This window comes from Nostoc sp. PCC 9305 (assembly GCF_963920915.1).
Taxonomy (GTDB): Bacteria; Cyanobacteriota; Cyanobacteriia; order Cyanobacteriales; family Nostocaceae; genus Nostoc.
This window is the reverse complement of sequence record NZ_CAWUDN010000057.1, coordinates 14,718-28,035: the sequence shown is the minus strand read 5'-3', so window position 1 is coordinate 28,035 and position 13,318 is coordinate 14,718. Positions and strand designations below refer to the sequence as shown.

Below are 13,318 nucleotides of genomic sequence, written 5' to 3'. Positions count from 1 at the left end.
TATGAATTTACAAGATTTTGAAATCCAGTATCGTGAGGCTATGGCTGAAACTCTCAATGAACTGCAAACAGCAGTTTTGTTATTAGCGCAAGTACAACAGAAAATTTCAACAATTGGCAGTTCTGTACAAACTATTAGCGAGTGTGTTGAAGAGTTTATTGCCGATCAAAAAGCGGAATAAATACACGCCTAGCAAAAAAGGTTATCTGTGGCGACAAGTAAACTGTTCTTCAATTGCAAGGATGAGATCCTTGAGTTTTAAAGGTTTGACAAAATAGCTACATGCACCCAAACTCATAGCTAGTTCCTGATCTGCTTTAAAAGCAAAGGCTGAAACCACAATGATAGGTATTTTTGACAAATGAGGTTTTTGCTGGACTTGTTTTAAGAGTGAATAACCGTCAACATCTGGCAATTTCAAGTCCAATAACATTAAATCAGGCTCGAATTTTTCTATGGTTGAGAAAAAAGCAGAGCCTTCTGATAAACTTTGGACTTCATATCCCCAGTAACTTAGATAGTCACTAAGTAACATCCGATTGAGGTAATGGTCTTCAACTAGTAAAATTCGTCTAACTTTGTGTGACTGCAATGGCTGATTTATATTGAGTAATTCTACTGTCATTGCTACCTATTATCTGAGTATCTTAATTAAAAGCCAACAATTATTACCATAAACGAAAACAGTAGTGCATTTCAAAGTGAAACAAATATAAATTGTACTTATGTCGTTTAATGAAATATCTGAATAAATCAAATTTAGCTGCACTACAATAATAAAATGATAGTATAATCAAATATAATTAAATCAAAAATTAATCTTTTTTTTACGAATTTTTTATAATTTAGAGTATTAAGTTTACATCTTTTTTACAAATTTAATTTCCTAAATTTTATGAGTAAAACTACTTAAGTAATACTGGAACTAATATTGTGGTGATTGTCCTTACTAAACCTGTGAGAGTAAGTAATACCATTGTACGAAATTCATATTACAAAAAAATCCAGTTGCTAGGTGCATACAGATGTAAAATCTTGCAACCGATTTATTTGTTGCAGGTATTTTTAGAAACAGTATAACCTAGAAGATGAAATTATTTTCTAGCTGCAAGAAATTATTCATCAAAAAGGAGAGCTGTTAGCTCCCTTATTTATTTTTAGTTTTGAACCCGCGATTTTAAATAGATGCTTTTTTAAATTTGCGTAGCGTTACAAACATACCAGCAATACCCAGCAAACCAAACATTACTGATGCTTCTGGAACTGAACTTGAAGGAGATGTATCTCCAGGTGTGTTCCAACTATAGTATAAAATGTAATATTTAATAATACAGTAAAAATATTCAGAGTTTCTAAAAAAAAAGGAGCAAAATTGCTCCTTTCCTTATTTTTTGGAATGGAAACTGGAGTTTCAACCAGATGCTTTTTTCAATTTGCGTCGTGTAGCAAAGACACCAGCAACACCCATAAGACCAAGTATTACTGATGGTTCTGGTGCTGAGACATACTTAGGTGTCGTCCAAGTATAAATTCCACTGTAGGATACACCATCATCAGAAGCAGTAATACCGGATGCAGTGGGGTTAAAGCTATAGGCATAGTAAGTTTGACCACCAGTAACGACTTTAGCAATTTCACTAGCCGCAATTTCACCTTGATATCCATTTAATGCAGCTTGCAGAGTCAGTACATCTTTAAATGATGTGAGTTGAGAGATTTGACCTGGTAGCTGATTTTTGAGAGTATTCAGTTGAGAGATTTGACCTGGCAGCTGATTTTTGAGAGTATTCAGTTGAGAAATTTGACCTGGCAGTGTCTGATTTTTGAGAGTATTCAGTTGAGAAATTTGACTTGTCAGTTGTTGCCTTTTTACTTGATTGGCTGGAATGTTAGGAGTTGCGTTGAGTTGTGTTTGCAGTGTGGTAATCTGTGCTGGAATTGCGTTGAGTTGTGTTTGCAGGGTGGTAATTTGTCCTGGAATTGCGTTGAGCTGTGTTTGCAGTGTGGTAATTTGTCCTGGAATTGCGTTTAGTTGTGTTTGTAGTTGTGGAATTGAACTTTCAAGTTGTGAAAGGGTTGGTTGAGTTGTTTGTTGAGGAAACTGTGATTTAATTGCATTCCACTTTTCATCAACCTTAGTAGAAATAGTTGTTGCAAGTTTAGTCTTTACATCCAAGTGACCAACTAACTTCAGTTCCACACCGCCATTTTGACCGAATTGGAAACCACCAATGTTTGGATCTCCCATTCCCAAGGAAGGAAAATAACTAGTTATTAGTGATTTGCTGTCGGCTGAAAACCCGTTCCAAACTGATTGAAATGGTGTGTAGCTACTTAATAAATCGCCTAGCCATTGCGAACCAAAACTATTCCAGTCATTAGCAGTGACACTACTAACGGTGGCACTGTAGTTTCCTTTTGTGGCTGTGAAGCCAACATTAGAACCTGGGGTTTCGCTACTATACCAAAGCTCAACGTTAGAGCTGGAGTTGTTATCTGTCAAAGCTTTGATGGCAGCTTTAGTACCACCTTGTGCATTCCCGTTAATGAAGGTACCATTTGAGCCACCAGTGTAAGTGTTAATTTCTCCTGTATTATTGAAGTCAAAGGATGTAGCGTGTGCTGGGGCAGTGGCAAGAGCGCTCACACCAATAGCCATTGAGGCACCAATTACAAGTGTCTGAAAAGTCGTTTTCATTGTTTTCAAATCTCTGTCAGTTTGGAAGTTAAGTTTTAAACTAGTGTCGTTTTTAGGCTTGGGCTGTCTTGACCACAGGCTTTTTGGTAATACGGCTGCTTAAAAGCACGACCTGTATTTTTTAGCGGTCTTTGGTATCTGAGCGTACAAACCCAGTTTAAGTAACAGAGACACCTGATTGGGTAAAGTTACTGCTGATTATCAATAAAAAGATGAAGAATGTTTTGATAGTTATATACGTTTAATTACGTATTTTAGTCAAATTCTATAGTCGCAAAAAATTACAACACAATATTTTTAAGTTCAGTAAAATACGGGAATTAATAGGGACACACAAATGTGCGTCCCTACCGTATGTTCCATTGGTAACTTTGCCAATAAAAATCTTTGGCGTTCAGCTTGAGAAGAAATTTAATGAAGAAACTCAGCCATTCTTTCTACAGCAATTTCTAACAAAGGTGGCTCATGCACCAAGGCAAAACGGACATACCCTTCTCCAGATTTGCCAAAGCCAGCACCTGGAGAAACTGCTACACCAGTTTGTTTGACTAGCTGGGTACAAAATTCTACGGAGTTTTCACTCCAAGGTGAGGGCAATTTTGCCCAGATGTACATTGTGGCTTGGGGAGTAGGAACATTCCAGCCAATGCGGTGTAAAGCACTGATAAAAGCATCACGCCGTTCCTGGAAGGTGGTAACAGAAGATTTTACGCCAGCTTGAGGGCCAGTTAGGGCAGCGATCGCACCATTCAAAATTCCCCGATACTGATTAAAATCAACGGCGGCTTTTACCTGGCGTAAGGCGTTAATTAACTGGGCATTACCGATGGCATAGCCAATACGGAAGCCGCCCATATTGTAGGACTTGGAAAGGGTGAAAAATTCAATCGAGACGCTTTTTTCTGGATCGGCTTGCAGAATTGAAGGGACTAAGGACGGGGCATTGAGCATTAGTGATTCTCCTCTGCTCCTCTGCTCCTCTGCTCCTCTGCTCCTCTGCTCCCCAGTTTCCCCAAAGACCAAATCTACGTAGGGAAAATCGTGAACCAACACGAGATTGTGTTGTTGACAGAAAGTGACAGCTTCTTGGAAGAAAGATAAAGGTGCGATCGCAGCGGTGGGATTATGAGGATAACTTAATACCATCATCCGCGACTGGGCCAAGACAGGGGCGGGAATATCAGCAAACACTGGTAAAAAACCGTTTTCTGCCAGTAGTGGCATCGGGTAGATTTGACCGCTGGCTAGGTAAACTCCCCCCGCATGGGAGGGATAACCTGGATCGAGCAACAGGGCAAAATCCCCTGGATTAAGTATTGCTAGGGGTAAATGGGCTGTGCCTTCTTGAGAACCAATTAAAGGTAGTACCTCAGTTTGAGGATCGACTTTGATACCAAATTTTTGTTCGTACCAGTTGGCTGCGGCTTCGCGGAATCCAAGGGTACCGTTAAACAATAGATAACCGTGGGTACTGCGATCGTGGAGAGATTGGGCGATCGCCTCAATAACGTGTGCCTCGGCTGGTAAATCAGAAGACCCCAACGACAAATCAATTACCTCTCGTCCAGCGGCCAAAGCGACTGCCTTGGCTCTGTCCATATCAGCAAATACATTCGATTTTAGGGGTTGTAAACGTTTTGCAAACTGTATGTTAGTCATGAGTCATTAGTCATTAGTCATTGGTCATTGGTCATTGGTCATTTGCTATGAACTATGAACCATTGACTAATTACTATTTAAGTGGGTATCTAGAAGAGCAAATAATTTCTCTTTGCCGATGACTCCCTCGGTGGATATCAAAACTTCCTGTCCTTGAAATAGTCTGAGGGCAGGTACACCTTCCACTTGGTACTGCTTAACAGTCAGTGGGTTGGGGTCAATTTCCATTTTAACGACTTTGAGGCGATCGCTATATTCGCTAGCAGCTGAGTTAATCGCGGGCGACATCAATTGACAAGGCCCACACCAGGAAGCCCAAAAATAAACTAATACAGGCTGCTCGGCTTTTAACACTTCGGTTTCAAACTCAGCATCGGTTATGGTGATTACAGCCTTACTCATTGCAGTCTCCATCAGGTGGCGATCGAAGTTGGCACACACAATACTTTATCCCAAAGTCGTCAATAGTCCATAGTTAATAATTTATAGTGATTAGGATTGTTAACTATTGACTAATGACGTAAAATCCCACAGCCAACTGGTGTGGGACTAGCTTAAATAAGTTTTCTGTCAATTTTACAGTTGATCTAATTGCTTGCGTAAGGAATCTAACTCAGCATCAACCACCTCATTAGATTTAGGAGCAGTGGTTTGTTGTTGCGGTGGCAGTTGGGCTTGATTTTGTGGAGCTGCGGGTGGTAGCATTTGCGCTTTCAAAGCTGCCAATTCATCATCAACATCGCTACTACCTTCCAACTGAGCAAATTGGCTTTCTAAATTTTCACCTGCTAACTCTCCTAGTGCCTGGGCCCGGGATTCTTGGATTAAGACTTTTTCTTCCATCCGCTCGAAGGCAGCCATTGCACTGCTGGTATTCATCCCACGCACCATACCTTGAAGTTGCTCTTGGGCTTTGGCGGTAGTGATTCTAGCTCTGAGCATTTCTTTCTTGGTCTTAGCCTCAGAAATTTTGCTTTCCAGCTGGATTAAGTTGCGCTTGAGGGTTTCAACTTGAGTGCTTTGCGTATCTAAACTAGCTTTGAGAGCAGCACTGGTGTCTGTATAAGTCTTCTTGCGCTCTAGAGCTTGTCGTGCTAAGTTTTCATCACCTTTTTGTAGCGCTAGTTGGGCATTGCGTTGCCACTTATTGATTTCATTTTGGGCATCATTGTACTGTTTCTCGCTGCGTTTTTGGGAGGCAATCGTCTGGGCTACTCCCTGACGCAGCTGCACCAAGTCTTCCTGCATTTCCAGGATGGCTTGCTCTAGCATTTTTTCGGGGTCTTCGGCTTTGTTAACCAGATCGTTGAGGTTAGAACTAACTACTCGCTTAATGCGATCGAATAATCCCATAACTTTGTTTTTCCTTGTGTGATTTACGCTTTTTGTTGGACAGTTAGCTTTTTTACTTTTTTATAGCTACCTATTTCAATGTAATCTTTACCAGTTTGAATCAGTACCTCCTAACAACTCTTAATTGTTTAAGATATCGCCAAACTGGGGTAATTAGTCGAACTTCAAGAATCCTGAGTTTTGGGTAACTGCTGTTGGGGAGGCTGCTCTGTCTTTTGGCTCTCCTCGGTTAGGATTTTGTGCTGTGTGTTTTCTGATTGCTTGAAAACCTGTACCTTCATCGCTGCCAATTCGGTATCTACATCATTAGATTCCAAAGAAGTAAATTGTGTTTCCAAGTCGTCGCTACTAAGTTGAGCTATGGCTTCTGATTGAGCTTCTATCTGTAAAACTTTTTCTTCCATGCGCTCGAAGGCACTCAGACTGTTATTAGTAGAAACTCCGCCGAGCATTTCTTGGAGGCGATAAGACGCTTCAGCAGAACGGGCGCGGGCAATATACATATCTTTTTTAGTTTTCGCCTCGGAAATTTTTAACTCTAGCGATCGCATATCCTTTTTTAGCCTAGCAACTATCTCGTTTTGTTGCTCTATCTGCGAAAAGAGGGCTGTAGTAGTTTCTTTATAGGCTTGGCGCTTAGTCAAAGCTTCACGTGCTAGAGGTTCATTGCCTTGTTGCAGCGCTAATTGGGCGCGGCGATACCATTCTTCGGTTTGAGACTGAGCGGCCGCTGCTTGTCGTTCAGTGCGTTTCTGGGTAGCGATCGCTTGTGCTACACCCTGCCGCAACTGCACCAGATTTTCCTGCATTTCCAGGACAGCTTGCTCCAAAATCTTTTCTGGATCTTCTGCACCACCGATCAAACTATTGAGATTAGCGCGAATCACCCGCAGGATACGCTTGATTAATTCCATATCGGCTCTCCAACGAAATCCAGTTCTGAGTGCTGTTAGCAGGGCGTTTAGCCCCTGCTGAGTAATGAATTTAGTTATAGAGTGCTGAGTCCCTAGTTAAAGTCCTGAGTATAGTAATATTTTTTTTCATAGGGTAGTTATGGAGTGCTGAGTGCCTAATAAAAGTTTTGAGTATAATATTTTTTGTTGTGGGGTCGTAAACAAACAATATTTTGTCTCTACCACTCAGCACGGGCTAAACCCTAGCTATCCGCTAACACAACTCAGCACTCAGCACTTATTGACTCAGGACTGTTATCTCATGGTATCGTAGATTTTTGCAATTCATGGCTGCTGAACTCGTGCCTTGATTCCCTTCGCTTCTAACAGTTTCATCTGTTGTTTTACTTGCTCTTTAGTTTTAAAAGCACCCAGATAAATCAATTCTTTGTTAGGCGATAAATAAGCATCAGGAATTACTTGCCGTGCTGAGGCAAAAGCTGCGCCTTTATTATCTATCACTACATGATAAAACCCATCTGTTCCTGGCTTGATTTCTGCATCTGGCTTTGGTGAGGTTGCGATTGGCTTGGGCGAGGTTTTTGTCGGTGAAGTGGGAGGTAAATTTAGGGGAGGCAAGGATTGTAGTTTCGGTACTGGTGCTAAAGCGATCGGGTTGGTTGATTGGGCTGTATTGGGGTTAGACAATGCCCCTTGAGGATTTGTGGGGTTTTGGGGAATAACTGGATTAGGCACTACTGCGGGCGTTGGTTGGACTTTGGGTTTTAAGCCAACTACATCATTGGGATCTCTGACTTCAGGAAACTCTTCAGTAGCTAGATTGGGATATTTGGGTATAGATGTGCTTGGTGGCTGAATTTGAGGTTGGACATTACTCCCAACTTCCTCAGTATTTTCTGGTGTGGGAGAGGAGTTGCTGTTAAATAAATTACCTAAATTCCATTGTGGCAAGCTTTTGGGATTGAAGACTGCATAACCCAAGATCAGACTAGCCACCAATAGCAGCAACATGGAGCCAATACCCAAAGGTGATAGCAGACTGTCGCTAGAATTGCTTGGTTTCTTGGTTTCTGGTTGTTCTTCTGTCAGACTTCGCAGCAGTGCTTCACTAGATTCTAAATAGTCATCTGGGTGCTTGGGGCTATCATCTGTCTGCAAGTGATTTTCGCTTTTAGTATTTTTAACGATCGCTGGCACAATGCTGCTACTAAAGTTGGGTGGGGGTGGTGGGAGTTGAGTTTGTGTTTTAGCTGCATTGGAGGTGGAGGGCACATTAAGATTATTCAGTTCCTCAATTTTTGCCGTAGTTGGTGCTGGATTCATCTCAGGATTCACAGCTACAGATGCGGGTGAGACATCAATTTTTGCCTTAGCTGGCGCTGGATTCATCTCAGGATTCACGGGTACAGATGCAGGCGATACGTTGGTTTTAATTTCCGTTGCTGATGACTGAGTTGCGCCCAATATTGTCGAAATGGTAATTAACGGTTGGGGTTGTCCGCTGATGTAACTTGTAACACGGGACTGGTTAGATGACACCAAACCAGTTCGCGTGCGTCGGTATCGAGCTAACTCTTGATCTAGCGGCACCTCTAAACTCGCTAGTGCTGCTGCTAGTACTGGTTTCAACCCAGGTGTTTTAGACGATTGATGAGTACTGGAGTCGTTTAGGGGGTTTTGAGTCATTGCCTTTGTGCCTCAAACGTAGATTACTGGAATCAACTTTTAGATATATTTTGTGATAATAGTAGCGGAAATTATTTAAATAGATTGGGGATTGGGGAAGAGGTGACAGGTGACAGGTGATAGGTGACAGGGAATAATCTGCACCCTGTACCTATAACCGATAATCTGTAACCTGTAACCTGTAACCTGTAACCTGTACCCTATCCTATTCCCTTCTTCACTCCTCACTCCCCACTTTGAATAATGTCGTTGAAATCAATTAATGATGTTTTAAGGATTCTGGAAAAGCAGTCGAAATGGCAGGAGCAACCATTTCAACGTCTGCTCAAGTTTTGGGCAGAAGTTGTTGGCCCAGTAGTTGCCGCAAATACTCGACCATTATCGATTCAGCGTGATGTTTTGTCGGTAGCAACTTCTAGTGCTGCTTGGGCACAAAACCTGACTTTTGGCCGCACATCTCTACTTTTAAAGTTGAATAAAAAGCTGCCAACGCCTTTGGTTGATATTCGCTTCTCTACTGCTGGCTGGCAGAATCCGTCGATGGAGAGAAAACAGCAACCATCGATTTCGCCTCATGAGCATCCCAGTTACCTTGGTGATGAGATTAACCGCCCTGATGCTACACCCACTAAAGATGTAAATGCGGCTTTTGGACATTGGACGAAGATTGTGCGATCGCGATCGCATGGCTTACCCCTTTGTCCCCAGTGCCAATCTCCCACTCCTCCCGGTGAACTCCAGCGCTGGGAAGTCTGTTCTGTCTGTGCTGCTAAACAGTTTTCAAAGCAAAATGGTTGAGCGATTATTTCGTTGAGCAGAGTTTATCCTGAAATAACTTGCTGCCATTACATCAAATCTTTCTGATTCTTGAGAAAAAGTATAGTTTACCGCTGAAATATGCCGAATGTGGTATGCAAAGCAGATTATTTATGTGAAAATCTATGCCTTAAGCCATCCTTAAGGAGGAAGTTAAAACGCTGGATAAATCAAAAGCTTTACTTTTATTCTTGATCCCTAATAAGTTTTAGAAGATATCTATATGTAACTGCTCTAGGAATTATTTAAATATATAACAAGATTATAAAAAAATCCTGAAGTTTATTTTTTACTTGGGATCGCTGAAACCTATAGAAAATAATGACTTTTTGGCTTTTCTCCGTCTTTATATATAGAAGCAGAATATAAAGATGAAATTCAGCCAGAAACAACACTAAAGATGAATCCGAATGAAACCCATTAAAGTTTTAGCATCTGCCTGTAGATATTGCCGTCATTACCAGCCAGAAGGTCGCCGTGGTGGAACGTGCCAGCAGTTGGGCGCACCAGTTCAAGCGACTTGGAAGGCTTGCTCTTTGGCGCTTCCACCTTTTGCACCTTCTTGGGAAACCTTGGAAGATGCTTGGGGTTTACCAGATGCAGCTCCAGTTTTAACATCTTGTCAATCTTTAGCCTCAGATTTCGATAATGCTGCTCTTGCCCCTCTAGAGGAAATAGCTGCCTCCATATCTGAACAGGTAAAAACTAAAGTAGTAGTCATTTAGTCATCCATTATTACTGGACTGAGTTTGTAGTCTGCTTAAAATAAGATTTGTTTTTAAGATTTTTAGTGCTGTAAAAGTTTATATTTACAAAAATCGCACCCTTTAATAAGATGCGATTTTTGCTATTCTAAGGCAACCAAGGAAAAGAGCGAAAATCTGGTGGTCGCTTTTCGAGAAAGGCTTGTTTGCCCTCAGATCCTTCTTCTGTCATGTAATAAAGTAGGGTGGCGTTGCCAGCGAGTTCTTGTAAACCAGCTTGCCCGTCACAATCAGCGTTGAAGGCGGCTTTAAGACATCGAATTGCGATCGGACTTTTTTCTAAAATCTCCTGCGCCCATTGAATACCTTCCGCTTCTAGTTGTTCTACTGGGACTATGCAATTAATTAAGCCCATATCTAGCGCTTGTTGTGCATCATATTGGCGGCAGAGAAACCAAATTTCTCTAGCTTTTTTTTGTCCCACAACGCGGGCGAGATAGCTGGCTCCAAAACCACCGTCAAAACTGCCGACTTTCGGGCCAGTCTGTCCGAAAATGGCGTTATCAGCAGCGATGGTAAGGTCGCAAATTAAGTGTAAAACGTGTCCACCACCGATCGCATATCCCGCTACTAAAGCAATCACCACTTTCGGCATCGAACGAATCAGGCGTTGTAAGTCCAGGACATTTAAGCGGGGAATGCCAGTATCATCCACATAACCTGCATGTCCCCGCACACTTTGATCGCCACCAGAACAGAAGGCATATTTGCCATCAGTGTGGGGGCCATAGCCAGTAAATAGAACAACACCAATAGTAGTATCTTCACGAGCATTACAAAAAGCGTCGTACAGTTCAAAGACTGTCTCAGGACGGAAAGCATTGCGTTTATGGGGACGGTTAATGGTGATTTTCGCAATGCCATCAGTTTTTTGATACAGAATGTCTTCGTAGGTTTTGGCAGTTTGCCAGTTAATTTGCATTGGTAGGGAGTGCGCTGTTGTGCTTGAGAATTTTATCGCGGACGTAGGGACAAGCGATACCTGCGGTGGGCAACGCCTACGCTAAATTGTTGTCTCAAGCCTTTACAATCTGGTAATTGTCTGGGTGTTGAGGAATAAAAATGCGACGTGACACCATCTTCTATAAATTATTTAAGCAATTTCCTGGTTTGCTGTTTGAATTAGTAGATGAGCCACCTCCAGAAGCGGAAAACTACCAGTTTGAATCGGTTGAAGTGAAAGAAACGGCGTTTCGGATTGATGGAGTGTTTTTACCTCCGGCTGATGCAGTTTCCAAAACCGTCTTTTTTGCTGAAGTGCAGTTTCAGAAGGATGAAGACCTGTATCATCGCTTCTTTAGCGAATTGTTTTTGTTTCTCTACCGCAACTCTATCCGTTACGATGACTGGTTTGGGGTCATAATTTTTGCTTCTCGCAGTCTGGAACCTTCTTCCGCTTCGATTCACCGCGCTTTGTTGGAAAGTGGTCAAGTCAGGCGGGTTTATCTGGATGAGTTGGGGGATTTGCGAGAACAACCTTTGGGATTGGGTTTGATGTTGCTGACAAATGTTACTTCTGAAACAGAAGCAGTGGAAGGGGCGCGGTTTTTGCTGGAACAAGCACGGCAACAATCGGAGCAAGCGATAATTGATTTAGTTACGACGATTATCGTCTACAAGTTTTCTAACCTTAGTCGAGAGGAGATTGCAACGATGTTGGGACTGAATTTGGAAGAACCACGGGCTATTCGGGAAGCGAAGGAAGAAGGAGGAAGAAAGGTCGTTTTACGACTATTGAATCGGCGCGTGGGTAATATTCCTGATGCGCTTCTGTCCCAGATTCAAGGGTTATCGGTGGAACAGTTGGAAGCTTTAGGTGATGCTTTGTTGGATTTCTCTGCTCTTGCTGATTTGGAAGGGTGGTTACAAGCTCAACTAAGCGGGTAAGTTTCACGCAGAGGAGAAGGGCGATCGCACCCGGTAAAATTCTCATAGCTACAAATCTGAGGCTGGAAAACACGCGGGTATATCAGGAAGCGGTGGAAGAAAAAGTGCGATCGCTCCTCCTGCGACTGTTAGAAGACTATTTGGTGAAATTGTTTAAGAAGGTTGTTGGAATTAAGATTGCGATCGCTGGCTTGTAAGGCTGGTTACAAGGTAAATCAGTACATTCCTAAGTTAACTTTCTCGCTTTTCTAATATCTTGAAGCGTTATGTTTTCAGCAATAAGCTCTTGAACACGATCTTGAATTTTTGCTCGACGTGCTGGAGTGAGTTTTTCCATTACATCACTCAGTTGTGTTGTCATAACTTGATTCTCTTTGTTCTTTCAGTTCATCGATATAAAAATAATATTACTGGGAATACTATTATTAGGATTTCTTTTTTCAGTAAAAGGATTTAAATATATGGATGACCTTAAAAATTTACTAAATCGTGCTTCATTTGAGGAGAGGAAAGCATTGGCAGAGATTCTTAAGGCAAAACAACCAACAGCCGATTCTATTGTTGATCGTCTATGCGAGAAGAGTCAAGATCCTGCAAGCTATGTATTTAATGAAATATTTGATGATCATCCAAGTTATCAAAAAATAGTTAGGCGGGCTGCTAAAAAGTTAAAAATAAAATGTAGTAAATATGAATCTGCTAGTGGAATGGAGATAAAAATTGCACAGAAGGTTATGAAAACAATGTTGGAGAAAATGACACCAGAACAAAAGCGAGAGATGGAACAGCAGTTACGAAAAACAGCATCACAATTTGAGAAAGGAGATGAGTTATTAGGAAGTGCTAGTATTTTTCTTGCTTTGACAGGCGCTAAATTGTCTGGTTTTGGTATTTACTTACTGGCTTCAACAACATTGGGTACACTTACCGGAGTAATAGGGGTTACTTTACCATTTGTTGCTTACACAACAATGTCAAGTGCAATAGCTCTGATTATCGGGCCAGTTGGTTGGATAGGTGCAGGATTATTCACAGTATGGCAATTGGCAGGCCCTAGCTATAAAAGAGTCATTCCAGCCATTCTTTATATTTGCGCCCTAAGAGCAAGATTGGATGGTGGTTTTGCTTAATTCTTTTTTCAGAAAGATTTGCTGAAACTATTATGAGCAAATAAGTATGAATGTTCTAAACTGGTGCGCTATAAAAAAAAAGACCCTAATTAGATAGGGTCTTTTCTCATCAAGCATTTCTAATAATAAATTAAAACTTTGTCAATATAGGCTTATGATTAAATTCCTTTCTTTAAATTTCAAATATTGGAGAAATCGCTTAAAAAGTATATTCTTCTTTTTCTAATTTTTAATTTTTGAACCATTTTTGACTGAGCTTTTGAATTTCCAGATGCTTGAGAAACAACGCTAGCCCCCAAACTTCTGAGTGTCTTACTAGATTTTGGATCACGCATTGCATGAGATCCTTCAGTTGCCATTTTGATACTACTTTGTTTATAGTTCATGATTATGTCCTTGATTAATAATATG

General features: G+C 41.4%; 16 protein-coding genes. 6 read left to right on the top strand and 10 right to left on the bottom strand.

Translation table 11 applies throughout. From position 1 onward, the window contains the following. The first annotated feature begins 1 nt into the window (after position 1). On the top strand, positions 2–181 hold the full coding sequence (locus tag ACM0OX_RS20900; RefSeq protein WP_414516909.1) for a hypothetical protein: 180 nt from the start codon (positions 2–4) through the stop codon (positions 179–181). A 21-nt stretch (positions 182–202) separates the two neighbouring features. Here ACM0OX_RS20900 and ACM0OX_RS20895 read toward each other — a convergent pair whose 3' ends face one another. The 7 genes from ACM0OX_RS20895 to ACM0OX_RS20865 form a co-directional block, all read right to left on the bottom strand. Further along, positions 203–625, bottom strand: a complete 423-nt coding sequence (locus ACM0OX_RS20895) for a response regulator (protein WP_414516908.1) — start codon at positions 623–625, stop codon at positions 203–205. 786 nt (positions 626–1,411) lie between these two features. Continuing rightward, the gene (locus ACM0OX_RS20890; RefSeq protein ID WP_414516907.1) at positions 1,412–2,698 is read right to left on the bottom strand and encodes an NF038130 family PEP-CTERM protein; all 1,287 of its coding nucleotides are present in this window, start codon (positions 2,696–2,698) and stop codon (positions 1,412–1,414) included. A 411-nt stretch (positions 2,699–3,109) separates the two neighbouring features. Then, a complete protein-coding gene (locus tag ACM0OX_RS20885) occupies positions 3,110–4,357 on the bottom strand; it encodes an LL-diaminopimelate aminotransferase (protein WP_414516906.1) in 1,248 nt (415 codons plus the stop codon). Between the two features lie 66 nt (positions 4,358–4,423). Next, complete coding sequence (locus tag ACM0OX_RS20880) at positions 4,424–4,759, bottom strand: thioredoxin family protein (RefSeq protein WP_094349563.1); 336 nt, start codon at positions 4,757–4,759, stop codon at positions 4,424–4,426. A gap of 174 nt (positions 4,760–4,933) precedes the next feature. Further along, positions 4,934–5,710, bottom strand: coding sequence for a PspA/IM30 family protein (locus ACM0OX_RS20875; protein WP_335052491.1), 777 nt, complete (start codon positions 5,708–5,710; stop codon positions 4,934–4,936). A 164-nt stretch (positions 5,711–5,874) separates the two neighbouring features. Further along, entirely contained in the window at positions 5,875–6,624 is a 750-nt protein-coding gene (locus ACM0OX_RS20870; protein WP_335201575.1) for a PspA/IM30 family protein, read from the bottom strand. A gap of 324 nt (positions 6,625–6,948) precedes the next feature. Then, positions 6,949–8,310 carry a hypothetical protein gene (locus tag ACM0OX_RS20865; RefSeq protein WP_414516905.1) on the bottom strand — a complete coding sequence of 454 codons (1,362 nt, stop codon included), beginning with the start codon at positions 8,308–8,310 and terminating at the stop codon, positions 6,949–6,951. Between the two features lie 243 nt (positions 8,311–8,553). Here ACM0OX_RS20865 and ACM0OX_RS20860 point away from each other — a divergent pair, with 243 nt between their 5' ends. Together ACM0OX_RS20860 and ACM0OX_RS20855 are read left to right on the top strand one after the other, a co-directional pair. Next, positions 8,554–9,108, top strand: coding sequence for a DUF721 domain-containing protein (locus tag ACM0OX_RS20860; protein WP_414516904.1), 555 nt, complete (start codon positions 8,554–8,556; stop codon positions 9,106–9,108). A 428-nt stretch (positions 9,109–9,536) separates the two neighbouring features. Then, positions 9,537–9,851: a hypothetical protein gene (locus ACM0OX_RS20855; protein WP_414516903.1), complete on the top strand. Its 315-nt coding sequence runs from the start codon at positions 9,537–9,539 to the stop codon at positions 9,849–9,851. Positions 9,852–9,978: 127 nt separating this feature from the next. Here ACM0OX_RS20855 and menB read toward each other — a convergent pair whose 3' ends face one another. Further along, entirely contained in the window at positions 9,979–10,812 is an 834-nt protein-coding gene (gene menB, locus ACM0OX_RS20850) for a 1,4-dihydroxy-2-naphthoyl-CoA synthase (RefSeq protein ID WP_414516902.1), read from the bottom strand. Positions 10,813–10,952: 140 nt separating this feature from the next. Between menB and ACM0OX_RS20845 the strand changes: the two genes are divergently transcribed. After that, the gene (locus ACM0OX_RS20845) at positions 10,953–11,777 is read left to right on the top strand and encodes a DUF2887 domain-containing protein (RefSeq protein ID WP_414516901.1); all 825 of its coding nucleotides are present in this window, start codon (positions 10,953–10,955) and stop codon (positions 11,775–11,777) included. Continuing rightward, positions 11,750–11,974, top strand: a complete 225-nt coding sequence (locus ACM0OX_RS20840) for a hypothetical protein (protein ID WP_414516900.1) — start codon at positions 11,750–11,752, stop codon at positions 11,972–11,974. Before ACM0OX_RS20845 ends, ACM0OX_RS20840 begins: the two co-directional genes overlap by 28 nt. 29 nt (positions 11,975–12,003) lie before the next feature. Here ACM0OX_RS20840 and ACM0OX_RS20835 read toward each other — a convergent pair whose 3' ends face one another. Beyond that, on the bottom strand, positions 12,004–12,138 hold the full coding sequence (locus ACM0OX_RS20835) for a hypothetical protein (RefSeq protein WP_414516899.1): 135 nt from the start codon (positions 12,136–12,138) through the stop codon (positions 12,004–12,006). Between the two features lie 100 nt (positions 12,139–12,238). Here ACM0OX_RS20835 and ACM0OX_RS20830 point away from each other — a divergent pair, with 100 nt between their 5' ends. Beyond that, complete coding sequence (locus tag ACM0OX_RS20830; protein WP_414516898.1) at positions 12,239–12,907, top strand: hypothetical protein; 669 nt, start codon at positions 12,239–12,241, stop codon at positions 12,905–12,907. Between the two features lie 179 nt (positions 12,908–13,086). Here ACM0OX_RS20830 and ACM0OX_RS20825 read toward each other — a convergent pair whose 3' ends face one another. Next, a complete protein-coding gene (locus tag ACM0OX_RS20825) occupies positions 13,087–13,293 on the bottom strand; it encodes a hypothetical protein (protein ID WP_414516897.1) in 207 nt (68 codons plus the stop codon). Positions 13,294–13,318: the final 25 nt, after the last annotated feature.

Excerpts from the sequence above, each read along its gene's own strand:
- ACM0OX_RS20825 (WP_414516897.1), bottom strand. The coding sequence starts at position 13,293 with ATGAACTATAAACAAAGTAGTATCAAAATGGCAACTGAAGGATCTCAT.
- ACM0OX_RS20845 (WP_414516901.1), top strand. The coding sequence starts at position 10,953 with ATGCGACGTGACACCATCTTCTATAAATTATTTAAGCAATTTCCTGGT.
- ACM0OX_RS20890 (WP_414516907.1), bottom strand. The coding sequence starts at position 2,698 with ATGAAAACGACTTTTCAGACACTTGTAATTGGTGCCTCAATGGCTATT.
- ACM0OX_RS20870 (WP_335201575.1), bottom strand. The coding sequence starts at position 6,624 with ATGGAATTAATCAAGCGTATCCTGCGGGTGATTCGCGCTAATCTCAAT.
- menB (WP_414516902.1), bottom strand. The coding sequence starts at position 10,812 with ATGCAAATTAACTGGCAAACTGCCAAAACCTACGAAGACATTCTGTAT.
- ACM0OX_RS20830 (WP_414516898.1), top strand. The coding sequence starts at position 12,239 with ATGGATGACCTTAAAAATTTACTAAATCGTGCTTCATTTGAGGAGAGG.
- ACM0OX_RS20885 (WP_414516906.1), bottom strand. The coding sequence starts at position 4,357 with ATGACTAACATACAGTTTGCAAAACGTTTACAACCCCTAAAATCGAAT.
- ACM0OX_RS20900 (WP_414516909.1), top strand. The coding sequence starts at position 2 with ATGAATTTACAAGATTTTGAAATCCAGTATCGTGAGGCTATGGCTGAA.
- ACM0OX_RS20855 (WP_414516903.1), top strand. The coding sequence starts at position 9,537 with ATGAAACCCATTAAAGTTTTAGCATCTGCCTGTAGATATTGCCGTCAT.
- ACM0OX_RS20880 (WP_094349563.1), bottom strand. The coding sequence starts at position 4,759 with ATGAGTAAGGCTGTAATCACCATAACCGATGCTGAGTTTGAAACCGAA.
- ACM0OX_RS20835 (WP_414516899.1), bottom strand. The coding sequence starts at position 12,138 with ATGACAACACAACTGAGTGATGTAATGGAAAAACTCACTCCAGCACGT.
- ACM0OX_RS20860 (WP_414516904.1), top strand. The coding sequence starts at position 8,554 with ATGTCGTTGAAATCAATTAATGATGTTTTAAGGATTCTGGAAAAGCAG.
- ACM0OX_RS20895 (WP_414516908.1), bottom strand. The coding sequence starts at position 625 with ATGACAGTAGAATTACTCAATATAAATCAGCCATTGCAGTCACACAAA.
- ACM0OX_RS20865 (WP_414516905.1), bottom strand. The coding sequence starts at position 8,310 with ATGACTCAAAACCCCCTAAACGACTCCAGTACTCATCAATCGTCTAAA.
- ACM0OX_RS20875 (WP_335052491.1), bottom strand. The coding sequence starts at position 5,710 with ATGGGATTATTCGATCGCATTAAGCGAGTAGTTAGTTCTAACCTCAAC.